The organism is Paenilisteria portnoyi (assembly GCF_014322795.1).
Taxonomy (GTDB): Bacteria; Bacillota; Bacilli; order Lactobacillales; family Listeriaceae; genus Listeria_A; species Listeria_A portnoyi.
The window spans coordinates 1-26,010 of sequence record NZ_JAASTT010000013.1 but is presented as its reverse complement, the minus strand read 5'-3'; the positions used below and the strand labels follow the sequence as shown (position 1 = coordinate 26,010).

20 protein-coding genes and 1 pseudogene are annotated in these 26,010 nt (G+C 43.0%); 16 read left to right on the top strand and 5 right to left on the bottom strand.

Annotation, left to right across the window (positions count from 1 at the left end):
• The first annotated feature begins 17 nt into the window (after nucleotides 1–17).
• From HCJ66_RS09895 to HCJ66_RS09865, 7 genes are all read left to right on the top strand, one after another.
• The gene (locus tag HCJ66_RS09895) at nucleotides 18–2,150 is read left to right on the top strand and encodes an MMPL family transporter (protein WP_187132976.1); all 2,133 of its coding nucleotides are present in this window, start codon (nucleotides 18–20) and stop codon (nucleotides 2,148–2,150) included.
• A gap of 120 nt (nucleotides 2,151–2,270) precedes the next feature.
• A complete protein-coding gene (locus tag HCJ66_RS09890) occupies nucleotides 2,271–3,170 on the top strand; it encodes an aldo/keto reductase family protein (RefSeq protein ID WP_187132975.1) in 900 nt (299 codons plus the stop codon).
• A 150-nt stretch (nucleotides 3,171–3,320) separates the two neighbouring features.
• The gene (locus HCJ66_RS09885) at nucleotides 3,321–8,297 is read left to right on the top strand and encodes a SpaA isopeptide-forming pilin-related protein (protein ID WP_187132974.1); all 4,977 of its coding nucleotides are present in this window, start codon (nucleotides 3,321–3,323) and stop codon (nucleotides 8,295–8,297) included.
• A 342-nt stretch (nucleotides 8,298–8,639) separates the two neighbouring features.
• Nucleotides 8,640–10,616: a DHH family phosphoesterase gene (locus HCJ66_RS09880; protein ID WP_187132973.1), complete on the top strand. Its 1,977-nt coding sequence runs from the start codon at nucleotides 8,640–8,642 to the stop codon at nucleotides 10,614–10,616.
• Between the two features lies 1 nt (nucleotide 10,617).
• Nucleotides 10,618–11,064 carry a 50S ribosomal protein L9 gene (gene rplI, locus HCJ66_RS09875; protein WP_187132972.1) on the top strand — a complete coding sequence of 149 codons (447 nt, stop codon included), beginning with the start codon at nucleotides 10,618–10,620 and terminating at the stop codon, nucleotides 11,062–11,064.
• Nucleotides 11,065–11,205: 141 nt separating this feature from the next.
• Nucleotides 11,206–12,567 carry a replicative DNA helicase gene (gene dnaB, locus HCJ66_RS09870; protein ID WP_425489643.1) on the top strand — a complete coding sequence of 454 codons (1,362 nt, stop codon included), beginning with the start codon at nucleotides 11,206–11,208 and terminating at the stop codon, nucleotides 12,565–12,567.
• Between the two features lie 178 nt (nucleotides 12,568–12,745).
• On the top strand, nucleotides 12,746–13,417 hold the full coding sequence (locus tag HCJ66_RS09865; RefSeq protein ID WP_187132970.1) for a Crp/Fnr family transcriptional regulator: 672 nt from the start codon (nucleotides 12,746–12,748) through the stop codon (nucleotides 13,415–13,417).
• A 54-nt stretch (nucleotides 13,418–13,471) separates the two neighbouring features.
• Here HCJ66_RS09865 and HCJ66_RS09860 read toward each other — a convergent pair whose 3' ends face one another.
• Nucleotides 13,472–13,960 (bottom strand): GNAT family N-acetyltransferase, encoded by a 489-nt coding sequence (locus HCJ66_RS09860; protein WP_187132969.1) that lies wholly within the window; start codon nucleotides 13,958–13,960, stop codon nucleotides 13,472–13,474.
• 63 nt (nucleotides 13,961–14,023) lie between these two features.
• Nucleotides 14,024–14,971 (bottom strand): AraC family transcriptional regulator, encoded by a 948-nt coding sequence (locus HCJ66_RS09855; RefSeq protein ID WP_187132968.1) that lies wholly within the window; start codon nucleotides 14,969–14,971, stop codon nucleotides 14,024–14,026.
• A gap of 179 nt (nucleotides 14,972–15,150) precedes the next feature.
• Between HCJ66_RS09855 and HCJ66_RS09850 the strand changes: the two genes are divergently transcribed.
• The 4 genes and pseudogenes from HCJ66_RS09850 to HCJ66_RS09835 all read left to right on the top strand — a co-directional run bounded on the left by HCJ66_RS09850 (nucleotide 15,151) and on the right by HCJ66_RS09835 (nucleotide 19,400).
• Entirely contained in the window at nucleotides 15,151–16,509 is a 1,359-nt protein-coding gene (locus HCJ66_RS09850; RefSeq protein ID WP_187132967.1) for an MFS transporter, read from the top strand.
• Between the two features lie 16 nt (nucleotides 16,510–16,525).
• Complete coding sequence (locus tag HCJ66_RS09845) at nucleotides 16,526–18,466, top strand: glycoside hydrolase family 127 protein (RefSeq protein WP_187132966.1); 1,941 nt, start codon at nucleotides 16,526–16,528, stop codon at nucleotides 18,464–18,466.
• A 186-nt stretch (nucleotides 18,467–18,652) separates the two neighbouring features.
• Nucleotides 18,653–18,790, top strand: a pseudogene (locus tag HCJ66_RS16480) (helix-turn-helix domain-containing protein); the annotation flags it as partial.
• Nucleotides 18,791–18,953: 163 nt separating this feature from the next.
• Nucleotides 18,954–19,400: a universal stress protein gene (locus tag HCJ66_RS09835; protein WP_187132965.1), complete on the top strand. Its 447-nt coding sequence runs from the start codon at nucleotides 18,954–18,956 to the stop codon at nucleotides 19,398–19,400.
• Between the two features lie 103 nt (nucleotides 19,401–19,503).
• Here the strand turns inward: HCJ66_RS09835 and HCJ66_RS09830 are convergent, their stop codons facing one another.
• Together HCJ66_RS09830 and HCJ66_RS09825 are read right to left on the bottom strand one after the other, a co-directional pair.
• Nucleotides 19,504–19,737, bottom strand: a complete 234-nt coding sequence (locus HCJ66_RS09830) for an IDEAL domain-containing protein (protein WP_036063570.1) — start codon at nucleotides 19,735–19,737, stop codon at nucleotides 19,504–19,506.
• A 155-nt stretch (nucleotides 19,738–19,892) separates the two neighbouring features.
• Complete coding sequence (locus HCJ66_RS09825) at nucleotides 19,893–20,162, bottom strand: zinc ribbon domain-containing protein (protein WP_187132964.1); 270 nt, start codon at nucleotides 20,160–20,162, stop codon at nucleotides 19,893–19,895.
• A gap of 273 nt (nucleotides 20,163–20,435) precedes the next feature.
• Here HCJ66_RS09825 and HCJ66_RS16425 point away from each other — a divergent pair, with 273 nt between their 5' ends.
• The 4 genes from HCJ66_RS16425 to HCJ66_RS09805 all read left to right on the top strand — a co-directional run bounded on the left by HCJ66_RS16425 (nucleotide 20,436) and on the right by HCJ66_RS09805 (nucleotide 23,743).
• Entirely contained in the window at nucleotides 20,436–22,073 is a 1,638-nt protein-coding gene (locus HCJ66_RS16425) for a M56 family metallopeptidase (protein WP_187132963.1), read from the top strand.
• Nucleotides 22,074–22,259: 186 nt separating this feature from the next.
• Nucleotides 22,260–22,973 carry a DUF975 family protein gene (locus tag HCJ66_RS09815; protein WP_187132962.1) on the top strand — a complete coding sequence of 238 codons (714 nt, stop codon included), beginning with the start codon at nucleotides 22,260–22,262 and terminating at the stop codon, nucleotides 22,971–22,973.
• Nucleotides 22,974–22,988: 15 nt separating this feature from the next.
• Nucleotides 22,989–23,336: a DUF1801 domain-containing protein gene (locus HCJ66_RS09810; protein ID WP_187132961.1), complete on the top strand. Its 348-nt coding sequence runs from the start codon at nucleotides 22,989–22,991 to the stop codon at nucleotides 23,334–23,336.
• Between the two features lie 47 nt (nucleotides 23,337–23,383).
• Complete coding sequence (locus HCJ66_RS09805) at nucleotides 23,384–23,743, top strand: MmcQ/YjbR family DNA-binding protein (protein WP_187132960.1); 360 nt, start codon at nucleotides 23,384–23,386, stop codon at nucleotides 23,741–23,743.
• Between the two features lie 36 nt (nucleotides 23,744–23,779).
• Here the strand turns inward: HCJ66_RS09805 and HCJ66_RS09800 are convergent, their stop codons facing one another.
• Nucleotides 23,780–24,355: a lipoprotein BA_5634 family protein gene (locus HCJ66_RS09800; RefSeq protein ID WP_187132959.1), complete on the bottom strand. Its 576-nt coding sequence runs from the start codon at nucleotides 24,353–24,355 to the stop codon at nucleotides 23,780–23,782.
• 296 nt (nucleotides 24,356–24,651) lie between these two features.
• On the opposite strand from HCJ66_RS09800, the gene HCJ66_RS09795 reads away from it, so the two are divergent.
• Nucleotides 24,652–25,941: an adenylosuccinate synthase gene (locus HCJ66_RS09795; RefSeq protein WP_187132958.1), complete on the top strand. Its 1,290-nt coding sequence runs from the start codon at nucleotides 24,652–24,654 to the stop codon at nucleotides 25,939–25,941.
• Nucleotides 25,942–26,010: the final 69 nt, after the last annotated feature.

Sequence of the window (26,010 nt, the reverse complement as noted above, 5' to 3'; positions counted from 1 at the left end):
AAGGAGGAAACAACCAATTGGCAAATTTACTTTACAAACTAGGGCAGACCTTTGCGAAACACAAATGGAAAACAATTATTTCCTGGTTTGTTGTTTTAGGAATTATCGTGGCCGTGCTGGCTATCAAAGGTATTAATTTTACCGACGATATCAAAATGAGTGGTCTGAAATCACTAGATACATCGAATAAAATCGAGGAAGAATTCAAGCAGGACAGTCAAAAAGGCAGTATCCGAGTTGTTTTCAAAAGCGACCAAGAAAAAGGTATCATAACACCCGAATCCCAAGCTGCCATCACACAAGTTTTAGCAGAAATTAAGAAAAGTGACGACAAAATCGAAAGCATCGCGAACCCGTACGAAGCAAAAACAATCAGCCCAGACATGACAACTGCTTTTGCTGATATTAGTTATAGCGTCAGCGCACTCGCGGTAAATGAGAAATCGATCGATAAAGTCAAAGATGCGCTTAAAGGCATGGATGACAAAGATCTTCAAACTGAAATGACAGGTAATGTTATGATTACGCCAATGGACATCGGTGGCTCCTCAGAAGCAATCGGTATCGTCGTGGCACTCGTGATTCTAATTATTGCGTTTGGCTCCGTTATCGCAGCTGGATTACCAATCATCACAGCAATTTTGAGCTTAGGAACGAGTGTCGGCATCATCGCGATCATTTCAAGCTATTTCGAAATGCCGAATGTCACGCTCACGCTCGCCGTCATGATTGGCCTCGCCGTCGCGATCGATTACGCGCTATTTATCCTGTTTAAATACCGCCAAATCATCCGCACCGAGAAAAATCATCTAAAAGCAGTCGGACTAGCAACAGGGACAGCGGGTAGCGCCGTTATTTTTGCCGGAATTACCGTTATTATCGCCGTATGTGGTTTATCCCTTGTCGGCATCGAATTCCTGACCGTTATGGGACTCGCATCCGCACTCAGCGTCCTATTCGCCGTGCTTTCCGCGCTCATTTTAATCCCAGCGTTCATCGGCGTTTTCCATAAAAAAATCAGACCACAAAAAGATAAAAAGAATAAAAAAGGCGACAATATTTGGACGAAATTCGTTGTTGGGAAACCGCTTATCGCCTTCCTAGCAGCAGTTATCGTTCTCGGCGGACTAAGCATCCCGTTTGGCTCGATGGAACTCGGAATCCCGGATAACGGTTCGAAACCGAAAGACTCCACCGAGAAAAAAGCGTACGATATCCTATCCGACAAATTTGGCGAAGGCTTTAACGGGCCATTAGTTATTTTAGCGGATACGACAGAAAAAGGAAGTGCAGCAAATCTAGCTACAGTCACAAAACATATTTCTGGCATGAAAGACGTGGCCATCGTGACGCCGCCAATGCCGAATGCGAATGGTGATTACGCGCTGATTACCGTTATTCCAAAAACCGGACCGACGAGCAATAAAACAACGCAACTCGTTCATGATTTGAGAAGCTACGCAAAAACAGCAGATAGTAAATATGATATCAACATGGAAGTAACCGGACAAAGCGCAATCAACATCGATATGTCCCAAAAACTCAACGACGCGATTCCGGTTTTCGCAGGCGTTATCGTTGTATTGGCATTCATCTTGCTAACAGTCGTGTTCCGTTCGCTACTGATTCCACTGACAGCCGTACTTGGCTTCGTGCTCTCACTAACGGCAACACTTGGCTTTACAACAATGGTCATGCAAGACGGCGTATTTAGCGAACTATTCGGCATCAGCACCACCGGCCCAGTTCTCGCCTTCCTGCCAGTCATAACGATCGGCATTCTGTTCGGACTCGCAATGGATTACGAGGTATTCCTCATGTCCCGCGTCCACGAAGAATATACGCTGACAAAAGACAACACGCACTCCATCAAAACCGGCCTGAAAGAGAGCGGACCAGTTATCATTGCAGCAGCTCTGATCATGTTCTCCGTCTTCATCAGCTTCGTTTTCGCACCAGACCCGATGATCAAATCAATCGGTATTGCGCTAGGCTTCGGTGTATTATTCGATGCATTCATCGTGCGTCTAACAATCATCCCAGCCCTAACGAAATTATTCGGAAAAGCTTCATGGTACATGCCGAAATGGCTCGATAAAGTGTTGCCATCGATGGATATTGAAGGGCATCATTTGAAGGATAAGAAATAAGATAAAGCTCGTTCAAGTTCGCCACATCTGGGGTCTTGAACGAGCTTTTTGCCTTGACAATCATCACTGTTAGGCGTAATTTTGAGGGGTATGAATAATAAAGAAATGAGATGATGTAGGTTGAGTATTCAAGATTTACCAAAAGTAGGCCTAGGAACATGGTTATTAACGGATTTCGATGATTTGAAGCAATCCATTCAAACGGCTTGGAAAACGGGATATCGGCATATTGATACGGCTCAAGTTTACAATAATGAATATGATATTGGTGTAATTTTGAAAGCATTAGAAATTGACCGCTCGGAGTTGTTTTTAACGACAAAAATAGCGCCGCCGAACTATCTTAAGCATACAAAAGCTTCTGTATCGGAATCGCTAGCGCGTCTGCAAACGAGTTATGTGGATTTAATATTGCTACACGCGGAGCTTGGGGAAACTGCGAATCTGGCGGCATATCAGGCTTTGTTGGATTTACAAATGGAAGGCGTCGTCAAGCATGTCGGGGTATCCAATTTTTCTATTTCGGGGATTCAGAAGCTGGTGGAGGAGACGGGAGTTAAGCCGTATTGTAATCAAATTGTTTGCTCACCGACAACGCGTCCACTGGAACTTGAGGCTTACTGCTTAGAGGAAGGTATTTTGTTAACGGGTTATTCGATTTTGAAGCCTTACACGACGCCAAATCCATTTTATCCAGATTCGGCTTTGACTTCGGAAGAGAAGGTTCAGTTGGATGATTTATGCGAGAAATACGATGTGAATATTGGCCAGCTATTGAATAAATGGGCTTTGCAACACGATTATCATGTGATTCCAAAATCAAAAAATCCAAAGCGCGTGGAGGAAAACTATCAACTAGATTTCGAAATTTTGGCGCAAGATATGGAGATAATAGACAACATGAACCGATTTTCAAGCCAAGAGTATCAAGAAAGTGTTAAGCAATGGGAAAATCAGATTACAGAGGAACAATTTGAAACAGGTTTGCTTTATAAAGAACATTTCCAACGTGACTTATAAAATAGAAGCAGAAAACGAATGCATCATGCCTTTGTTTTCTGTTTTTATTTTTGATATATAATTTACATTTTGCTAAAGAAAAAAGTTTTCGGTCGATATAAAAAGGGAAAGCACAAATAGTATGAAGTTATAAAGAGGGGGATACAAAACATGAAACGTTGGGGAATATTACTTTTTGTCGTGGCATTGATTTTGCAGATTTGTGTGCCACAATCAGGCTTAGCAGATGAACAGAAAAAGGCAGGAACGGAGCCGGTTTTTTCAATGGGGTCAGTTACGTTAGCTGATACGAAAGAGGACGGGGAATCGGTGTTTTCAGTAGAGGTCAAGGTAGAGAATAGTGGAGCAGAGGGAACGACGCAAGAAATTAAAGTGTCTGACAATTTGACGCTTAGCTCTAATCAAAACACAGAGATCGTGAACGGAAATAAGGAGCCTGTCGGAACTTACAGTGTGAAAGAGAACAAGATTGAGTTGCATGTGACGCCGGACGCGAATGGTACGGTGAAATTCGAAGTGGCAGGCAAGTATACGGGCGAAAGTACGGCTGATGGAAAGGCGGTCATCACTTTTTCTGATGGGAAAACGAGTGGTAGCCAAACGATTGATGTGCCTAAATTAGAAACAAAAGCGCAGGAGCCGGCAACTGATAAGGATGTAGTGAAGGATGAGGAAAAACCAGACGCTGACAAGGATGTAGTGAAGAAAGAAGAACCAGCGACTAAAAATAATCCTGTGCAGAAAAAAGCAGACAGCACTACGAACGACAAAGTGACGAAAAATTCGATTGGGATTCAAGCGGATGAGCCACAAGATGTGAAGGACATTTTTGCGAGCTTGGGCTATTCGGAAGAGGATTCTACGATATTGACGGGAATGGACATCACATATAAGGATGCAGATGGGAATCCTGTGACGGATCCAACGGTTGCTGATACGGTACATTTTTCTTTTACTTGGGCGATTCCTAATGATGTAGGCGCGCAAATTAATGCGGGTGATTATTATATTGTGCAACTTCCTGACAATATACTGATTACGCAAAATCAGACTATTTCACTGGGTGAGTATGGCGAGGTTCAAATTACGACGGATGGTCAAATGAAATTCGTATTTACGGACGCGGTTCATGAAAGTTCTGATGTGAACGGGACGCTCGATTTTGATGCAGCATTTAATCCAGATGATATCGACGGGCCAGGGGATTTGGTCATCGATATTCCGAATGAAGATAAATTGCCGCCAGAAACGGTTGTTATCAAGCCGGATACAGATTTGACTGTCGAGAAAAGCGGTCATTTTGATAAAGAGCTGAATCCGGATTATATTACGTGGCAGGTGGACATAAATAAAAGTCTAGACACGATCGATAATGCGGTAGTTGTCGAAGATTTTCCAGCGGGGACTACGTATGAATCGGTCGAAGTTTACAAAGTAGATGTTGATTTATACGGTAATGTTGTCGAGGGAAGCGAAGTACTTCAGACGGGTGGCTACACGGTAGATGCGAATGGGACGGTTACATTTACAGAACCGATTTCCGATGCTTACCGACTAGTTTACACGACGAAAATTGATGATAGCGCGAAACCGTCAGAAGGTGGCGCGGTGCCATTTGTCAACACAGCGACGTTGCAAGGTGATGGCGATGATATTCCTGCAACGGCTACTGTTACAGCCAATTACGGAAAACTGTTGAATAAGACGGTAGGGCATTATGATAGCGCGAATCAAGCAATAGATTGGTCTGTGCAGTATAACTACGGAGAATTAGATATCCCTGAAAGTGACGCGGTTATTCATGATACTTTTGGCTCGGATCAAATGGTTTTAGTACCTGGTTCTGTGCAGATTAATGAGGTCACGTTCGACGCTGATGGGAATCAAATTCAAGGAGATCCTTACGTAGAAGGAACGGATTATACTATTGTGCCTACCGCGGATGGATTCGATATTGTCTTCTTACATGATGTTGATACAGCGTTAAATATCACATATGAGACAACATTTGATGGAACTGTCGATAGCAACACGAGTATATCGAATACGGTGACAACAGATACTGGTGGCGAAAGTACGGGGACAGGGTCTGTTACGCAACAAAATATAGTTAAGACGTTGAGTAATGTTAACTATGATACAAAACGTGCATCTTGGAATATTGATGTTAACAAGAACCACTATGAGATGATTAATTGGTCTTTGACAGATCAGTTAAGCCCGGGTTTGACATTGGATACTTCGACTTTCCAAATGAAAGATGTAACTACAGGAGCTACATTAGTTGAGGGAACGGATTATGAACTGGAATATAATACAACGAGTAATCAGTTCACGGTAACGTTTATTGGAGCGCTCGCAGCTGGAACGACCGATGAATTTAAGATTACGTATACGACGGATTACGACACGAATGTGGAAGGTGTGGACGACCCGGATCGGATTTTCACGAATGTAGCGACAGGAACGTGGGAAGATAGTAATGGCGATTCACATACGAGTACAGATGATGCGACGTTAGATCCGAAAGATGCGGCGAAGGTCAACGGTTTTAAACGAGGTAGTTATAATGCAACGACGTCACGGATTACGTGGGGTATTGGGTTAAACTATAATACGAATGATTTAGGAAGCGCGAAAATTACTGATCCAATTACGGATAATCAGGTATATGTTCCAGGTTCGCTGCATATATATAATTATACGGTTAACCCTGATGGTTCTGTTGAATTAGGTGCAGAAGTTAGTGATTATGATCAGTTTACGATTGAGGAACCTTCTGAGAGCAATAATCAGACGCTGACCGTAGAGTATAGTGATAGTATTTCGGGTGCGTATATAGTTGAGTTCCAAACAAGTCTGGAAGGAGAAGTAGTGCATGCAACGTACGATAATGATGCCGTGTTCTCCAATGACACGTATCCAGACAGCACATTGAGTGCGGAAGTGTCGATTGCTAATGGGGATAGCTTAGCGAATAAAACTGGATTCCAAGACCAAGATGGTTTCGTAAACTGGGCGGTTACTATTAATCCTAGTTTATCAACACTTGATGACGTCGTCGTAACGGATACACCGACCGATAACCAGGCGATTGACGAAGATTCCATTGTTTTGTATCGGACGACTGTTCAACCGGATGGGACGATTACTAAAGATCCGAATTTGCCATTAGTTGAGGGCGTTGATTACACGGAGACGTTAACGACAGACAATTTAACAGGGCAGCAAGTACTCACCGTTTCATTTTTACATGAAATTGATACGGCGTATATTCTCGAGTACCGCGCGATGATCTTTATAAGCGATTCGGGAAATACGGTAGCATCGAATCAGGTAACAGTCACTGGTAATAATGAGGAGACGATTAGCGGTGGGGATGGAACGGACGTGCCGATTACAATAACAGATGGATCGGGTACTGCTTCTGGTGTCAAAGGAACAATTAGTTTTCAAAAAGTGGATACGGATGGGACCCCATTAACTGGTGCCGTTTTTGAAATGTTAGATAAAACAAAAGGTGTCGTTCTCAGGGAAAGTGAAGTGGATGCGAACGGGCGCCTAATGTTTGGGAATGTTCCGTATGGCGATTATTTTATTCGGGAAGTAAAGGCTCCAGCAGGATATACGGTGAGTGATACGTTAGCTGCGGGTGTTCCAGTCGCGGTATCAGCGGAGAGTTCCAACCAAGCGAATGTAATACCACTGGTTAACGCGCAAAATAAAGTGACACTGACGAAACAAAATGAGGCGTCACAACCGATTGCGGGTGCGGAATTCAAGCTTGAGATGGAAGGCGATTCTGGCTGGACAGAAATTAATCCAGACACGGACTACGTAACGGATGCTGACGGTCAGTTAGTGATCGAAGGCTTGCTACCGGGTTCGTATCGCCTCATTGAAGAGCAAGCACCTCCAGGCTATATTTTAAACACAACACCAATTCCATTCACCGTTGTGGAAGAAAGTGACGGTCAAATTCCAGACGTTGCGGTAGGACCATTTATTAATTACCAAGGCGATATCGAATTTGTAAAAACGGATGAAGATGGCAACACGTTGAGCGGTGCGATTTTTGCAGTAAAAGATGCGAATGGTACTGTTGTGAAACGGGCGGTTGCTGGGCCGCGAGGGAATGTGAAGGTGACTGGTTTAGCGCCAGGCTCGTATACGATAGAGGAAACGCGAGCACCAAGAGGTATGATTCTAAATACAGCGCCAATCCCGTTTGTTATAGCCGCTGAAGCAGAAGGGGACCCGGGTATAGTGTCACTCGGCGATGTGGTTAACTACAAAGGCAGTGCCATCTTGAAAAAAGAAGATAGTTCTGGTAACCCGCTTTCTGGAGCCGTGTTCACATTGAAAAATAACGCGGGCGAGACGATTCAGACTGATTTAGTATCAAATGATGATGGTGAAGTCATAGTGGAAGATTTAGCACCAGGTTCATATACGTTAGAGGAAACGAAAGCGCCAAAAGGTATGATTCTAAATACAGCGTCGATTCCGTTTGTTATAGCTGCGGAAGCACAAGGGAAACCAGACGCAGTGTCACTCGGCAACATGATTAACTACAAAGGCAGTGTCGTCTTGAAAAAAGAAGATAGTTCTGGAAATGCGCTTTCCGGAGCGAAATTCACACTGAAAAATAGTGCGGGCGAGACGCTTCAAACTGATTTGGTATCAAATGATGTCGGTGAAGTCACAGTGGAAGATTTAGCACCAGGCGACTATCAATTTGAAGAAGTAGCGGCTCCAACGGGTTATAAACTTGATAAAAAACCAATTCCATTCGAAGTTGAAGCATCAGCAAATGGTAAACCGGCAGCTCTGGAATTAGAGTTTATCAATCAGAAACTGGATGGGGGTAGTGGTGACGGCGATGGCAATGGCGACGGAAACGGAAACGGAAACGGCGGTGGAACCATTGTAACACCAAGCGATCCTGATTCTCCAGGTAACTCCGGCACCACCGGTTCATCTAATATGGAAACGACAACACAGAAAGGGGGCGCAATCTTGCCAGCGACCGGAGATAGTGACAGTGAGCTGTGGTTCGTAGGTTTTGGCGTATTATTCCTTATCGGTGGTACGGCATTATGGTTGTATCGTAGAAAAGTTTCATAAGCATGATAGCAAAGAAGCGAAAGAAAGCATACCCTTAATTGGTAAACTTTCTTTCGCTTTTTGTCGTTTTGTAGCATGTGATGGGAATGTGAGTAAAGACACTAGAATACAGCTATTTCCGCTTTATTTTTTAATAAATGACGTTAGGATTGTTACATTTTCGCTTCATAGTAACATCTAAAACCCGATTTATGGTATGATTAGAGTATTCTTATCTTCTAGAAAAAACGGAGATAGAATTTTAAAAGGGATGCTCGGAAATTTATATTTTACAAGGCTAATTACATATCAATAGACACCTAATTTCGATGCTAATCTAAAAAGCAAGGGGGATTTTTGCTGATGTCAGGATTTTTTCAGAAAAGGACGCTAAAATATCCACTATATGCGCTAATAGCAGTCGTAATTGTCCTGACAGTTATCACTTTTTACTATAAGTGGTGGTTGGCAGCACTATTATTTATAGCTGTTATATCGCTAGTCATATCATTGTTTATCATGGAAAGTCGGTTGAATAAAGAGGTTCAGTTATACATTTCAAACTTGTCGTATCGGATTAAGCGCAGTGAGGGTGAGGCGCTAGTTGAGATGCCGATGGGGATTTTGCTATATGATGAGAATTATAATGTCGAATGGTTTAATCCGTTTATGGCGAAATATTTTGGTCAGGATGATGATATTTTGGGGTCGTCGCTTGAGGATGTTGGACCGGAGTTTTTAGCGGTGATTCGTGGGGAAGAGGACCAAGGGATTCAGTCGATTGCTTGGCGGGATCATCGTTTTGATACGATTGTGAAACGGAAGGAACGCATTATTTATTTGTATGATCGGACGGAATACTATGACTTGAATGCACGTTACCAGGCGGATAAATCCGTTTTTGCGATTATTTTTCTGGATAATTATGATGAATGGACGCAAGGTATGGATGACCGTAGACGTAGCGCGCTGAACAATTTGGTGACGTCGATGCTGACGAATTGGGCGAAGGAACACCGGATTTATTTGAAACGGATTTCATCGGATCGCTTTATCGCCTTTTTGACGGAGGCGCAGTTGGAGCGGTTAGAAGAGGAGAAATTCCAGATTCTTGACCGAATTCGGGAGCGGACGTCGAAGCAGAATATTCCGCTTACGCTCAGTGTTGGGATTGGTTACAAAGAGACTGATTTGATTGATTTGGCGGATCTTGCACAGTCGGGGCTTGATTTAGCGCTCGGCCGTGGTGGAGATCAGGTCGTGATTAAGCAACCAGAGGGACAAGTTCGCTTTTATGGCGGCAAGACGAATCCAATGGAAAAAAGGACGCGTGTTCGGGCGCGGGTTATCTCGCAAGCGCTGCAAGAAATCATTACACAGAGCGATCAGGTTTTCGTGATGGGGCATCGGTATCCTGACATGGATGTGATCGGTTCGAGTCTAGGCGTGATGAAGATCGCGGAAATGAACGAACGGCAGGGCTATGTCGTGGTCGAGCCGGGAAAAATGAGCCCAGATGTGCAGCGTTTGATGCGCGAAATCGAGAAGTATCCTGATGTGATTCGCAACATCATCACGCCACAGGCCGCGCTCGATATGATTACGGACAAAAGTTTGCTGGTCGTCGTCGATACGCACAAGCCATCGATGGTTATCAATCGTGAATTGCTGGAAACCGCAGCGCATGTTGTGGTCGTGGATCATCATCGCCGTTCCGAGGAATTCGTGGAAAACCCTGTGCTCGTCTACATTGAGCCATACGCATCCTCGACGGCAGAACTTGTGACGGAGCTTTTCGAGTATCAACCAGCCACTGAAAAAGTTGGCAAAATTGAAGCGACAGCGCTCCTTTCGGGGATTGTTGTGGATACGAAAAACTTCACGCTTCGCACTGGTTCCCGTACTTTTGATGCGGCGAGTTATTTACGCTCACTTGGTGCGGACACGGTTCTTGTGCAGCAATTCTTGAAAGAAGACATTGAGACATTTAGGCAGCGGAGTCGTTTGGTCGAGTCACTAGAAGTGTACCATGATGGAATGGCAATCGCGACGGGGCACGAGGATGAAGAATTTGGAACGGTCATTGCGGCTCAGGCGGCAGACACGATGCTTTCGATGGAGAGCGTCCAGGCCTCCTTTGTCATCACGGTGCGCCCAGATAAAATGATCGGAATTAGCGCGCGCTCACTCGGTGAGATCAATGTCCAAGTTATTATGGAAAAACTGGGCGGTGGCGGACATTTATCCAATGCGGCTACTCAGATAAAAAATAGTACAATTTTAGAAGCTAAAAAACAACTTTTACAAGCCATCGATGCTTATTGGAAGGGAGAAAACTAAGATGAAAGTTATATTTTTAAAAGACGTAAAAGGTACAGCTAAAAAAGGTGAAATTAAAGAGGTAGCAGAGGGCTACGCGCAAAACTTCCTCATTAAAAAAGGCCTAGCAACAGCAGCGACAAACACGAGTATCAGCGCGCTTGAAGGTCAAAAAAAGAAAACAGAAAAAGAAGCGGCTCAGGAACTCGCAGACGCGAAAGCTTTGAAAGAAACCGTTGAGAAATTAACGATTGAATTAAAAACAAAATCAGGCGAAGGCGGCCGACTTTTCGGATCAATCACATCCAAGCAAATCGCCCAAGCCCTAGAAAAAGACCATAAAATCAAAGTCGACAAACGTAAAATCGACCTACCAGAAGCCATCCGCGCCCTAGGTCACACAAAAGTCCCAGTAAAACTACACCACGAAGTCGTTGCAACACTAGACGTCCATGTAACCGAAGAATAAAGAAAAACTGGTTTTTCACGATTGAGAGTACAAAACGAGCGGGCGGCGACAAGCGCTCAGATCCTAGGCAAAGTCGAGAACAGACTTCAACGACGGAGATGAGCGCTTGTCGCCGCCCGCGTGAAAGGAAGGAGGGTGCATGTGGACCTTCAAGACAGAACCCCACCTCAAAATGTCGAGGCGGAGCAGGCTGTATTAGGTGCTGTTTTTCTCCAACCAGAGGCACTGATTACAGCTTCAGAAATTCTAATGCCGGATGATTTTTATCGTCAAGCGCATCAACATATTTTTCAGGCAATGCTTGAACTGAGCGACCAAGGAAAAGCCGTCGATGTGGTGACTATTTATGAAGCATTGGCATCCACTGGTAAAATTGAGGATGTCGGTGGCTTGCCGTATTTGACGGAGCTTTCCGGTGCGGTTCCGACCGCTGCCAATTTAGAATATTACGCCCATATTGTAGAAGACAAAGCCTTGCTCCGTAGACTGATTCGCACCGCGACGCAAATCGCGACGGACAGTTACGCGCGTGAGGATGAAGTCGAAACACTCATGGACGAAGCGGAAAAGAACATTTTAGAAGTTTCTTCACGTAAAAATGTCGGGGCTTTTAAAAATATTAAAGATGTCCTCGTCAAAACGTATGATGATATCGAAATCCTCCATAATCGAAAAGGGGATATTACTGGTATTCCGAGTGGATTTAGCGCGCTTGACCATATGACAGCGGGTTTTCAGCGCAATGATTTGATTATCGTCGCCGCCCGTCCTTCTGTAGGTAAAACCGCCTTTGCGCTGAATATCGCGCAAAATGTGGCTACTAAAACCGATGAGAATGTCGCGATTTTTAGTCTCGAAATGGGAGCGGAGCAGCTCGTGATGCGGATGCTCTGCGCAGAGGGGAATATCAATGCTCAGAACTTGCGTACCGGTTCCCTAACCGCGGATGATTGGCAGAAGCTGACTATCGCGATGGGTACGTTATCCAATTCTGGTATTTATATCGATGATTCACCAGGCGTACGCGTGAACGAAATCCGTTCCAAATGTCGTCGTTTGCAACAAGAAGCTGGACTTGGCATGATTGTGATTGACTATTTGCAGCTGATTTCTGGAAGTGGCCGTAATGGCGGTGAAAACAGGCAACAAGAAGTTTCCGAAATTTCGCGTTCCCTTAAAGCGCTGGCCAGGGAGTTAAAAATCCCAGTCATTGCACTATCTCAGTTATCACGTAGCGTGGAGTCGCGACAAGATAAGCGCCCGATGATGTCGGATATCCGGGAGTCTGGTTCGATTGAGCAAGATGCGGATATCGTGGCTTTCCTGTATCGCGATGATTACTACGATCATGAAAGTGAGAACGACGGTACAATCGAAATCATTATTGCTAAACAGCGTAACGGACCAGTTGGAACCGTGCAGTTGGCATTTGTAAAAGAATATAATAAGTTCGTAAATCTCGAAGTAAGATATGATGATTCTCAAGTTCCGCATGGAGCCTAGGACGCAAAAAGTAGTTGTATAAACCAGTCTTGGTTTTGCAACTGCTTTTTTTTTGAAAACTGTAACAAAATCTATGCATTTCACTCTTGTTTAGGGGAAATATGTTATTTTTTTTAGGAGAAATAATGGTATCTTTAGAGTACGGTAGAAATGAGAAAAAGAGAGGAGGGTGGACAGTATGCAAGAAATGCTAGTGGAATTGTACAGTCATCGTGTTATACGTCAGCGATTTAACTACGATAATTTTTTGGATACCTTGCTAGAAAATCGAGTACCATATACTAAAAAAATGATACCAAAACAAACAATTTTAATAAAAGAACAAGAAACAGACGCATTTGTGTATTTCATTGAGAGCGGAATTATATCGTTGGAACGAGATGAGCAGGTTATCTCTTTTTTAGGCAATAAGCAAATTGCGGGTTTGAGTAATACCTTCATTATTGAAGAAAGTTTATATACGTTTAGGGCGCTGGAAAGATGCAGTGTGTATGCATTTGCGCGTGATGCGGTCGTAGAGCTGTTGCTTAGCATGCAAGAAGGCTGGATTTATTTATATATGAATCACATGAACCACGATGGCTTTTTAATCGAGCAATGTGTGATGATGCGCGAACCTAGTGAAATCAGATTAAAAGGTTGTTTGACAGAGCTATTGGGGAAATATGCTGTTTCGGATGGTAGAAAGAAGATACTGGCGAAATGCTTCACAAAAAAAGTGGTTTCAAATTATGCCAATGTTAGCACGAAAACAATGACACAAACATGGAAAAACTGGAGCGATGAAGGATACATTGATGGCGCTGCAAACCAGTTTATATTTTATTCTTTAGATTTTTTAAAGGAATAGGATAAAGAGGATAGAACCCAGATTTTAGATATTGGGGCTAGCCTCTTTTTGTGTTTACAGGGTGTGTGTCATGGTGTAATCGTCCATGATGTAACCTTCGCCGACATCGGTGATTATGGCTTTTTCGATGATGAATCCCATTTTCTTATAGGCTTCGATGGAATTTGTGTTGTATTTGTTAACGTAAAGGCGGATAGTTGGCATGTTATTTTTTTTTGCGAAAAGGACAACTTCGGAAAATAGCTGTTTGCCGATTCCTTGCTTATGGTAAGCGGGATCGATGTATAGTTTGCTTAGAAATAGTTCACCATCTTTCTGATAAAAGGCGGCGTATCCGACGAAAGTTTTGGATTTATAGGCCATTAAATAAGTTGTGCCGTTTGTTAGTTCGCTATGGATTGTGTCGGCGGATTGGAATTTGCTTAGCATATAGTCGATTTGTTCTTCGGTGATGATGGAAGGGTAGTGTTCATGCCAGATGTGATGTGCAAGTTCGGAAATATGTTGGCTATCTGCTTTTGATTTAGCGATTTTGATATGCATGGGAAAACTCCTTTATTTTCAGTATGATAGTATTGTAGCATATCGGGAATGCATAATAAAATGTTATAAATCGTCCAAAATTTTTTCGATTTGTTGCGGGACAGGGATTTGCGGATCGATGTATGGGTTATTCATTCGGGTTCCTGTATAAGATTTGCGATATTGATTCGGCGTTAAGGACGTCTTCTTTTTGAACATGCGAATAAAATACTTATCTTCATTGAAATAAGCTAAATCTGCTATTGTTTTGAGCGGTAACTGCGTCTGAACAAGGAGGACTTTAGCCACCGAGATTTTCAGTTGAATGATGTAATCGCGCAAGTTATAGCCCAGTTCTTTTTTGAAAAGTCGGGAAAGATAGTCGGCGGATAGGTTGAAATGTTCTGCGACAGTCGTGATGGTCATCTCGTTGCTAATGTTGACGCGAATCCACTCCTTGATTTGAGCCATTTTTTTTGAAGGATTGTTATGTTTCGTGGCATTTTGTTTCAGAAAATTATTGCTAAGTTCAATCAAGATGGTCGCTGTCAGTTGTTCGTATATTTTAGACGTGTAATAATCGTTGTTCGTGACGTTCAGAAGCTGATTTAATAACAAAATCGTGAAGTTAGCGTCTGCTAGTTGGAAATGATTGGGCAGAAAGCAGTGATTGAACAAAGTCGCTGTTTTTTCTCTTTTCGAAAATGTGGTTAATATTTGCTGAAAACTTTCAGAATTCTTCTCAAGCATTTCCCATTTTGCATAGAAGTGGAGCCAGTAGAAGCTGACTTTTTTTTGAGATGGTGATCCGCCAGAAATCGTAGTGGCAGGTGGGACGACTAGGCAATCATTTTTTTGCAATGTGTATGGTGTCCCGTCGATTTGCAGTGATAGGCCATCTGCCAGGCAAAAAATGATCTCAAAATCTTTATCGTGATGAAGGCATTTGTGTTTCCAGTTAACGCCAGCGCTAAACTCTCCGGATTTATAATAAAGAATCGGGTGCTCTAAAGAAATTTGAAATAATTGCATCGTCTCAATCTCCCATCATAAATGCTGTATGTAGCGTTAATTATTGGCTCCTTGTGAAAAAAAGTCTAGTATTTCCCCTTGAATACCGAAAAAGTCCTCTTTTTTTACGGATTACACAACTGTAATCGGTTACATTATGCGATATATTTAAAACAACGAAAGATAGGGAGGAATTTTCAATGGAAATGACAAAAGAAAGCGCTACATTTATTGAGAATAAAATACCTACGCACAGAAAGGTGACTTATGCTTTCACCGATTTGTCGGGAAATTTGTTGTATTGTTTGATTGGAAGTTATGCGCTGTATTTCTTCACGGATGTTTATGGGTTATCAGCAGCGGCGGCGGGGGTTATTCTACTTGTGGCGCGCTTTATTGATGGGCTTGATGCGCCGGTGTGGGGAATGGTGATTGACCACACGAAGAGTAAATACGGGAAAAGTCGACCGTGGTTTATTCGAATGGCGTTTCCTTTTGCATTATCGGTCTGGTTGTTGTTTACGACGCCCAACTTGACGGGAACGGGATTAATTGTTTATGCAGCTGTGATGTATATTATTGCTGGGATTTGTTATACTGGGGTTTCGACGCCGATTACGTCTGTGTTGCCGAACCTCTCTTCTAGTACAAAGGAACGCACGCTGGCCAACACTTTTCGGATGGTTGGTGGGAATATTGGGAACTTCTTGGCGATTACGTTTATTTTGCCTTTAGTCGCTTTGTTTGGTGGCGGAAATACACAAAAGGGTTGGTCCATTGCGGTTGGACTGTATGCGATTGTGGCGCTGATTTTGTTAGTTATTGCGTTTTTCGATATGCGTGAGAAGAATGTGACCCAAATTAAAAGTATCTCGATTCGTGAGAGCTTTAAAGCTGCGAAGGGCAACTGGCCTTGGATTCTAATTGTTTGTGGGAATATTCTTTTCTGGATGGCATTGACTGCTCGTAACTCTTCTTTAATTTACTATTTTCAGTATAATGTCCAAAATCAAAACTTGGTTGCGGTTTTTAATGGGATTTCGATTATCCAAGTGCTCGGAATGATAGCGGTTCCACTTCTTGTTCGACGCTTTAACAAGTGGGGAACGACGGTGCTAGGCTTTATTATTGCGTCGGTCGGCCAGATTGGAATGGGGCTTTTTAACGATGATCTTACGACGCTAATCGTATTTTGGTGTATCGCTTGTATTGGAAGTGGCATGGCTTGTTCGCTGTTTTTCCAAATGGTTGGGGATACGGTGGATTATGGTGAATGGAAAACGGGAGTTCGCGCGAATGGCTTTTTGACGGCGATTGGGAGTTCGTTTTGTATCAAAATTGGTGCTGGGTTAGGTGCGTTTTTACCTTCCATGATTATGAATGCGTCGGGATATGTGGCTGAACAATCGCAAAGCCAGACGTCTCTGAACGGGATTCAATTCACATTCATTTGGTTACCTCTGATTATTTTTGCAATCGCGATTATACCGTCTGTTTTATACCGGAAATTTGAGAAAAATGAGCCTGCTATTCGTCAAGATTTGATGAGCAGACAATAAGTGAGGAGATAGGGAAATGAGTGATATCAAGATTACATCAGCTTTTTGGAGGGAATATCAGGAGTTGATTACGAAAGAGGTTTTGCCGTATCAGTGGGACGTGATGAATGATGCGGCGGAAGTGGAGATGATGCATGAGCCGGGCGGTAATGAGGAGTTGCCGGAGTCGAGTCATGCGATTGCGAACTTGGAGATTGCGGCGGGCTTGAAGGACGGGCGGCATTCTGGCTACACGTTTCAGGATACGGACGTTTATAAATGGCTGGAGGCTGCGGCGTATTCGCTGAAATATCATCCAGATGCAAAACTGGCGCGGATAACGGAGCGGTTGCTTGATCTAATCGCGGAGGCGCAAGATGATGACGGGTATTTGGTGACTTTCTTCCAAATTGAGGCGCCGGACCGGAAGTTTGCGCGGTTGAAGCAGTCGCACGAGTTGTACACGATGGGGCATTATATCGAGGCTGCGGTGGCCTATTATGAGGTGACGGGAAATGAGAAGGCGCTTGGGATTGCTGTGCGGATGGCGGATTGTATCGACGCGCATTTTGGTAGTGATGAGGATCAGATCGCGGGTTATGACGGGCATCCTGAGGTGGAACTGGCGTTGGTGCGGTTATACGAGGTAACGCATGATGCGAAATATTTGAAGCTGGCAAAATTCTTTATTGATGAGCGTGGCCAGGATCGCTTTTTTGATCGCCAAATGGAGGCGGATGGATTGGATCGCGATGTGATTGATGGGATGCGGAATTTCCCGTTATCGTATTATCAGGCGGAAAAGCCGGTTCGTGAGCAGGAAACGGCGGATGGGCATGCTGTACGGCTCGTTTATTTGTGCACGGGGATGGCTAAGGTGGCGCATTTGACGCAGGACACGGAATTGGCGGATGCTTGCCGGACGCTTTGGGGAAACATTGTGAATAAACGGATGTATGTGACGGGCGCGATTGGTTCGACGAATATCGGTGAGGCGTTCACGGGGGATTATGATTTGCCAAATGATACGATGTACGGGGAAACGTGTGCTTCTGTTGGTTTGGCATTTTTCGCGAAGGAAATGTTGGAGCTTGATAGCAAGGGCGAGTATGCGGATGTACTGGAGCGCGTGTTGTTTAATAGTATTATTAGCGGGATGTCGCTGGATGGGACGCATTTCTTTTATGTGAATCCGCTTCAGGCGAATCCGGGAATTTGCCAGCATAATCCGAATCGGGCACATGTTTTGAGTCGCCGGGCGGACTGGTTTGGCTGTGCTTGTTGCCCTAGTAACGTTGCGCGAATGGTCGCGTCGATTGATCGCTATATGTATACGATGAAGGAAAACTGTATTTTAATGCATCAGTTTATTTCGAATGAGGCGACTTTTGATAATGGTGTGAAAGTGTCGCAAACGAGTAATTATCCTTGGGACGGGGCGATTCAGTGTGAAATTCAGAAGGAAGGTAGCCGAATTGAAAAAATGGGTATCCGGATTCCGAATTGGACGGAGGGGCATTTTACGGTCGTTGTTGATGGCAAACAGGAAAGCTTTGTGCCGGAAGATGGTTTTGTGTATGTTCCTTTGAAGGAGGGCAAAACGGTGATTTCGCTTGATTTGGATATGTCGGTCAGACAGTGGCAGGCGAATCCGAAAGTTCCGTACAATTTTGGCAAAGTGGCGTTACAGCGCGGTCCGATGGTATATTGTTTGGAGCAAACGGATCATAAGGCGGACTTGTGGCGCTATCGGTTGACGAATGACTCGGAATTTACGTATCGATTTGAGGAGCAATTGCTGAACGGTGTTGGGGTTATTTCGGGTAATGGCGAGCGGTCGTGTGCGCCGGAGAGCGAGGATTTGTATCACGCATACGGTGATATTGTCTGGGAGCAGGATGATTTGTTCTTTATTCCGTATTATGCGTGGGCGAATCGCGAGGATGGGCAAATGCAAGTGTGGATTGATCATAAATAATAGGAAACGGCTTTACTCGGATGGGATTGTCTGAGCGAGGCCGTTTTTGTGATTTTAGAAGTAGACAAAACACATAAGAATAGACTTATCATAGGGCTTGCGCGCAGGTCATTGGTTTTCGAAATGGAGGCACATCTTTACGAAAGTGATCCACATCAAGTCATCCGCATGCTCAGTGAAGTCGCGCTGATGACTACAAAACAGCCGGTGACAGCAATTGCCGAAGAATCAGGATACACGGACAGGGCTTATTTTTACCGACAATTCAAGAAATATACAGGTTACACCCCGAACGGCTTCCGCAAAAAAGAGAAAGTACAATAACAAAAAACGTGCCTCGGCTTACAAAGTGGGGCGCTATTTTTAATATAGGTGGAATTTGCTAAGTTCAAAACGCCGAGCTATAATTGACATAGTATTTGAAAAGCAATGCGCAACTACAGTTCAGGCAGTCTAGATTAATATAAAATATGAGAGTGAGTGAAGTATGATGGCAGAAACAAAGATAAAGCAAATTTTGGTGGCGTTTGACGGGTCAGAACAATCGAAGGACGCATTTCAAGAAGCGGTCAGGATTGCGAAATTCGAAAAAGCGAGCCTGACCTTCCTAACCGTAATAACGGAAATCATGCCAAACGACGATGAACTTTACTTACAGCTGGATGTGCGCCCAGAAATCGACGACATCTACCGAGCGCTGGCAGAAAAAAGATTAGAGACAATAACAGCTGACCTTGATAAAACGATTCCTTACAAAAATGAAGCAGTGCATGGCGACGCGAAACGAAGCATTGTAGAATATGCGAAAGAAAATCAAAGCGATCTAATCGTGATCGGCGCGACAGGAAGAGGGGCGCTTGAAAGAAGACTCATCGGCTCAACAACGGCTTATGTAGTCAATCATGCGCCGTGTAACGTGATGGTAGTTAAATAGAATTAAGCGAGGTGTGGTCACTGTACAAGTTACCATACCTCGCTTAATTTTATCATAATATCGAACTATTCCTAATTTTAAAACATCTTCTTGGATATTATTATTACATACTCAGCTGCTCATCTTGCAATCGTTTCATCCGAGTAGTCAAACGATAAAAACGCCGTCTATTTTGAGTTTCCAGAGCAAGATCAATCTCGTTTTGGATTCGTTCCATCCGTTGTTTCTGTGCGAGCATTGTCATGAAACAGTCGATGAACACATCCATAACGATTCTTTCATTTTCAAGCTCCTTGTATTGCTGGGACATTGCTTCAGATATTTTCTTGGCAGACATGACAATCACTCCTTCAAAGTATATTTTCTAAATTATTAATAGACAATACCACCTTAAAAGAAGGATGAAACATTTAATGGAAAAATATTTAGGATAGTGGGACTTGAATCGGATGGATTTATGTTTATCTTTTGTGATATTCATGGTTTGGTGATCTAACGCCAACGCTCTAATTTTTTCAAGAATTTTTTAGTATACATTTTATTGAGGAAAAACTTCCCGACTTTACTCATGTCAGACTTCTGAAATCCTTTTAAGCTTATTTCATAAAACTCATCAAATGTTGCGTCAGGGTTGGTCCAACTCCCCATTTCATAACACTTCAAACAATATTTCTCCGAGCGCGTTCCATCTTTTTCGGTACCAAATACTTCTGGTTTATCCATAGGCATGCCGCAACTTTGACACTGTGGTGTTTTCGCCATTATTCATCTCTCCGTTTCTGTATTATCAGTAGAACTGTACATGTCATTTTTGTTTGAATAATAGAAGTATAGCGCACTCTACCTCTAGAAACAATAGGCCAGTTGTAAATGTAGAAATATGAAAGTTTTGTAAGCGTTTTGTCACCTTAATGAAGGGAAAGCTAGCGCAAATTACTTTATGATAATTAGTGACAGAATATTTTAGAATGGTGGTTTTAGAAATTATGAATAGTAATAAATTAAACGAATGTGAACCAGGTAGAAGCAACTACAGTGGTACCAGTAGCAGAGCCGTTTTGGACGCTACCAGTCATCTTATTTAGCATTTGGCTTGCAGGATTCCTCCTTTTTCTTGGCTATAACATTTGGAAACACTATAGCTTTTTGCGAATGGTGAAAAGATGGACAACGCCAGTAACAGATGCCGCTATTTTAGCATTATTTGAACAAGAGAAACGCAATGTAGGGGTGGATTCAAAACATATTGGTATACGCATGTGTAAATTTGAAATTAGTCCGATGTTGATTGGTTTCCGAAAGCCAACGATTTTATTACCGGAAAAACCGATTGACGCAGAGGAAATGGCTCTCATTTTGCGACATGAACTGGTGCATTTTAAACGCAAAGATTTATGGGTGAACGCAGCACTTTTAGTTGCAACGGCGATTCACTGGTTCAATCCGTTTGTATATTTGATGGGGAAAGCGTTCCAGAATGACTGCGAAGAATCTTGTGATGAAACATTGCTAACAGGTGAAGACATGGAGAAACGAAGAACGTATGGTGAGGCAATTATTGGCCTGATTAGAAATAAAGATGTAAGACAAACAGCACTATCAACTAATTTTTATGGGGGCAAGAGAACATTGAAAAATAGACTAACATCAATCATGGATACAGGTAAGAAGAAAGCAGGCGTGGCGGTACTTTGTCTAGGAGCTACAGCAGCGGCAGTTGTACTATCAGGAAGCCTATTCTTGAACCAAGGTAGCGAAAAAGCGGAAGCCTCAGAAATTTCAGCGGCACGTGCTAAGCAAATCGCCTTAGCAGAAACAGGCGGCGGAACGATTGTGAAATACAGCTTGGATTACGAAAATGGCAAGAAAATGTATGATATCAAAATCGTGAACGGTAACACAGAGTACGAAATGGATATCAGCGCAACCGATTCAAAGATTTACAGTTTTGAGAAGAAAACGATAAAAGCGGCAACAACAAACGCTGCACTCAAAGTAACGCCAGCAAAAGAAATCACAATCGAAAAAGCTAAGCAAATCGCACTAGCAAAATCAGGTGGCGGAACCGTTACGAGCGCGAAAGTTGATTATGAAAATGGCAAGAAAGTCTTTGATATTAAGATTACAAACGGCAATGTGAAGCATGAAATGGACGTTAACGCAACCGATTCAAAAATTTACAGTTACGAAAAAGAGACAATTAGAACTGTAACTAATAACAATAACGCCACGACGAATAATAAGGCGCAAACAACAACGCCGAAAACAACGACACCACCAAAAACTAGCGCTACAACACCAAAAGCAACAGAAATTTCAGCTGCAAGAGCGCAACAAATTGCCCTTGGAAAAACGGGTGGCGGACGAGTTACGAAATCGTATGTCGATTATGAAAATGGGCGTAAAGTATACGATATTACAATTGTGAACGGCAACTATGAGTATGATTTGGAAATTGGCGCGACGAATTCAGTTGTGTATAGTTTTGATAAGGAAGTAATTCAGGGAGCAACGACACCGACAGCGCCTGTGAAACCAACAAAACCTACTACTAGTGGTAATGCAACTAACAATAACGGAACGTATCACAGCGATGATGACGATCGTTACGATGATGACGACAAATATGATACGGATCGCGACGATGACGATGATAGATACGACAACGATTAATATCGAAATCGGGTAATACCAATAAAACATCTAATTAATTCCTGCGAATGGGAAGTTAGGTGTTTTTTTGTCGTAGCAATATTCTATGAAATTTCCAATATTTGATTGCAGACTGCATGTACAATGGTTATAATTAGAGTAACTGTTGACATCAGCAGAATGACATGATGGTAAGGGAGCTGCATAATGAAGAAAATCGCAAAGCAACGTTTAGTAGGAGTTTATTTTTATTCAGTAATTGTTTGGTTGGTGTATGAGTTTATCTCGGATCAGGCTGGGGTGTATCGGACGGAGTATAACGGGGTTGGCTTCTCGGTACCTACAATCAGCACGTTCTTGCCGCATACTCTACTCATTGCCGCAATTATGTGGTTATTTTATATTTTTATAGTATTACCACTTATGGCTTCGATTCAGTGGTTTTTCCTGCGAATTGCGGATGAACAAAGACCGAGCTGGCGCGAAATATTAGAGGTATTCACGAAGCAGAACTACACACGCTATTTCGTGGCGAGCCTGCTTATCACGATTTTTACAGGTTTATGGACATTATTGTTTATTGTACCAGGAATCATAAAAACATTTAGTTATTCACAGACGTTTCGATTGATGCGCGATAATCCTGAACTTGGCGCTCTTGATGCGATAACGCTTAGTCGAGAACGCATGAACGGGGCCAAAGCGAAATTGTTTTCCATTCAGCTTAGCTTCGTCGTCTGGTTCATCATCCCGATTGTTTTGCTGATTACAGGTGTGACGACGGAAAATCAGGCATTGATGTTGATTACGAATATTATCTTTACGGTTATATTACTCTTTATCGGCCCGTATTTCCAGACGACGAGTGCCGTGTTTTATACGGAGCAGATTAGGGGCAAACACGACACGATAAAACTATAATTTGGAGGAATTTGAATGGTTGAAACGACTGATCAGTATATGGCGAATTTGGAAACGGAGGAGCAGCGAAAATGGACAATGATATTTGTCTCGTTCATGCGCGAGAATTATCCTGATTTTGAAGAGAAAATCTCCTATCAAATTCCGACATTCAAATTTGGAAAGCAGTACATCGCGTTTTCTAATGCAAAAACTCATTTTTCGGTACATACGTTGGATTTTGAGTTAGTTTTAGAGATGAAAAACCGGTTGCCTCATGCGAAATTCGGCAAAGGGTGCGTAAAAGTGAAGTTTGCGGATGAGGACGCGATTCCGGAGTTGTTTAAATTTTGCCGAGAAGTTGTCGTCAGGAATCCAATATGAATCAGGTGGGACGAGGGCTCGAATTAGAAGTGTAAGGGGTGATAAGAATGGCGAAGTATCCAACGATTCATGAGGCAGCGCTAAGTTTGAAAGGCGCAACACATGATTATAAAGCAGAGTGGGGCGCAGATCGCTTTTTTGTAGGTGAAAAAATATTTGCGATGCTTGGAACGAACAAAGAAGGCCGCAATATTTTAACCGTTAAAGTGGAGCCGAATCAAGGCGAAGTTTTGCGAGCAGAGAATCCCGCGATCGTCCCAGGATACCATATGAATAAGTCGCATTGGGTGTCGGTAGTGCTAGACGAAGAGAATAACGCGGAATTTCTTGCTAAACTATTAGCACATGGGTACGAACAAGTCTTACGAAAACTCCCGAAATACCGTCAAAAAGAGATAGAAGGCTAGAAAAAGAGGTTATCGCTGGCGATAACCTCTTTTTCACTATTTTTCCAAGTTAGCCAACTGCGCACGGTCGACATCTTTAAAATCAGGCAAGTATTCCGCAGCATCTTTTTTCATAATGACCGTCGCAACACTTTCGCGATTGGCGTGGATGCTATCCCAAAGATCATCGGGTACGAGTACAATACTGTCTGCATAAGCACGTGTGTCTCCAAACGTAATATTGCCGCCATATATGACAGGCACTTTCTTCCCGCCAACCGAAGTTTCCGACGCGGTATCCTTTGCCAGCAATAGCATTTTCCCGTTTGTGGCAGGTAGTTCCTTCAAGGCTTCTGTTTTATCTGAACTAATAATTTTCGTGAAAGCTTGCTGTTTTTGCATTTTTTTTGCATCAGATCTTTTTAAGAACACGGTTAAGGTATCGTCCTGCTTATCTTGTTTCGTCTCATAAATTTGGAATGAATCGACATTTTTCTTATTGCTATCAATCGCTTGTTGCACCTTCTCCTGATTTCCGAACAGAACAATCCCCTCCGCTTTATCAAAAATACAACCAGATAAGACCACCAAAAGTCCGCCTAGGATTGCGCTAATAAGTAATAATTTTTTCATGTTTTTTATCCAACTCCTAAAAAATATTGAGCCGATTTCTTAGCTCTTACAACCATATTATCCGATTTCAGGAGAGGCTACCCTCGATTCGTGTGACAGTTTATGTGACATTTCTTACGTTTTTGTTATGAAACGTGAAAGGTAAGTATGCAACATTCCTAGTAACCGAACAATCTAGGTGCATTATTTTAAAACGTTCGATAATTCATTGACTATTGCCAAGACAAACGGTACAATTAGTAGTGGAAAAAGCTTGCGAAACCGAGCTTAAAAGACCAATTAAATGAGGTGTTTAGATGTCTTCAGTTGTTGTTGTAGGAACACAGTGGGGCGATGAAGGAAAAGGGAAGATTACGGATTTTCTTTCCGAGAATGCGGAGGCTATCGCGCGTTACCAAGGCGGTAATAACGCAGGCCATACGATCAAATTTGATGGAGAAACGTACAAATTGCACTTAATTCCATCGGGTATTTTTTACAAAGAGAAGATTAGTGTTATCGGAAACGGGATGGTTGTTGATCCGAAAGCGCTTGTGACGGAACTGAATTACTTGCACGAAAAAGGCGTAACTACGGAGAATTTGCGTATTTCGAACCGAGCTCACGTTATTTTGCCGTATCATATTCGGATTGACGAAGCGGATGAAGTACGTAAAGGTGCTAACAAAATCGGTACAACGAAAAAAGGAATCGGCCCAGCGTACATGGATAAAGCCGCTCGTGTCGGTATTCGTATCGTGGACCTTTTGGATAAAGAGGCTTTTAAAGAGAAATTAGAGCATAACTTACAAGAGAAAAACCGTTTATTGGAGCGTTTCTATGAGTTAGAAGGCTTTAAAATAGAAGATATTTTAGAAGAGTATTACGAATATGGTCAGCAATTTAAGCAATATGTTTGCGATACATCGGTCGTGTTAAATGACGCGCTAGACGATGGTAAACGTGTTCTTTTTGAGGGTGCGCAAGGGGTTATGCTGGATATTGACCAAGGTACATATCCGTTTGTGACGTCGAGTAATCCGATTGCTGGTGGCGTTACAATTGGTAGCGGTGTTGGCCCATCTAAAATTAATCACGTTGTCGGTGTTGCAAAAGCTTATACGACACGTGTTGGTGATGGCCCGTTCCCGACGGAGCTTGATAATGAAATTGGCGATAATATTCGTGAAGTTGGTCGTGAATACGGAACAACGACTGGCCGTCCGCGCCGTGTTGGTTGGTTTGATAGTGTTGTTGTCCGCCACGCTCGCCGTGTGAGTGGGTTGACCGATCTTTCCTTGACGCTTTTGGACGTGTTGACAGGCATTAAGAAATTGCAAGTTTGCGTCGCGTACGAGTTGGATGGCAAGGTTATCGAAGAATTCCCAGCGAGTTTGAAAGAATTAGCTCGTTGTAAACCGGTATATGAAGAGCTTGACGGTTGGGAAGAGGACATTACGAATGTGAAGTCGCTCGATGATTTACCAGCGAATGCGCGTCATTACATGGAGCGTATCGCCCAATTGACCGGCGTTCAGGTTTCGATGTTCTCTGTAGGACCAGACCGTTCGCAGACACATGTTGTGAAGAGTGTATGGCGATTATAAAGCTGAAACGGCCCGTTCAGCTCCGAAAAAAACTGGAGCGGCCGCAGTAAAAAGCCGATCTTGCTTTTT

What these genes read in the sequence shown, in the direction of transcription:
- HCJ66_RS09885 (WP_187132974.1), top strand. Translation starts at nt 3,321, where the DNA reads ATGAAACGTTGGGGAATATTACTTTTTGTCGTGGCATTGATTTTGCAG.
- HCJ66_RS09880 (WP_187132973.1), top strand. Translation starts at nt 8,640, where the DNA reads ATGTCAGGATTTTTTCAGAAAAGGACGCTAAAATATCCACTATATGCG.
- rplI (WP_187132972.1), top strand. Translation starts at nt 10,618, where the DNA reads ATGAAAGTTATATTTTTAAAAGACGTAAAAGGTACAGCTAAAAAAGGT.
- HCJ66_RS09865 (WP_187132970.1), top strand. Translation starts at nt 12,746, where the DNA reads ATGCAAGAAATGCTAGTGGAATTGTACAGTCATCGTGTTATACGTCAG.
- HCJ66_RS09860 (WP_187132969.1), bottom strand. Translation starts at nt 13,960, where the DNA reads ATGCATATCAAAATCGCTAAATCAAAAGCAGATAGCCAACATATTTCC.
- HCJ66_RS09855 (WP_187132968.1), bottom strand. Translation starts at nt 14,971, where the DNA reads ATGCAATTATTTCAAATTTCTTTAGAGCACCCGATTCTTTATTATAAA.
- HCJ66_RS09850 (WP_187132967.1), top strand. Translation starts at nt 15,151, where the DNA reads ATGGAAATGACAAAAGAAAGCGCTACATTTATTGAGAATAAAATACCT.
- HCJ66_RS09845 (WP_187132966.1), top strand. Translation starts at nt 16,526, where the DNA reads ATGAGTGATATCAAGATTACATCAGCTTTTTGGAGGGAATATCAGGAG.
- HCJ66_RS09835 (WP_187132965.1), top strand. Translation starts at nt 18,954, where the DNA reads ATGATGGCAGAAACAAAGATAAAGCAAATTTTGGTGGCGTTTGACGGG.
- HCJ66_RS09830 (WP_036063570.1), bottom strand. Translation starts at nt 19,737, where the DNA reads ATGTCTGCCAAGAAAATATCTGAAGCAATGTCCCAGCAATACAAGGAG.
- HCJ66_RS09825 (WP_187132964.1), bottom strand. Translation starts at nt 20,162, where the DNA reads ATGGCGAAAACACCACAGTGTCAAAGTTGCGGCATGCCTATGGATAAA.
- HCJ66_RS09815 (WP_187132962.1), top strand. Translation starts at nt 22,260, where the DNA reads ATGAAGAAAATCGCAAAGCAACGTTTAGTAGGAGTTTATTTTTATTCA.
- HCJ66_RS09810 (WP_187132961.1), top strand. Translation starts at nt 22,989, where the DNA reads ATGGTTGAAACGACTGATCAGTATATGGCGAATTTGGAAACGGAGGAG.
- HCJ66_RS09805 (WP_187132960.1), top strand. Translation starts at nt 23,384, where the DNA reads ATGGCGAAGTATCCAACGATTCATGAGGCAGCGCTAAGTTTGAAAGGC.
- HCJ66_RS09800 (WP_187132959.1), bottom strand. Translation starts at nt 24,355, where the DNA reads ATGAAAAAATTATTACTTATTAGCGCAATCCTAGGCGGACTTTTGGTG.
- HCJ66_RS09795 (WP_187132958.1), top strand. Translation starts at nt 24,652, where the DNA reads ATGTCTTCAGTTGTTGTTGTAGGAACACAGTGGGGCGATGAAGGAAAA.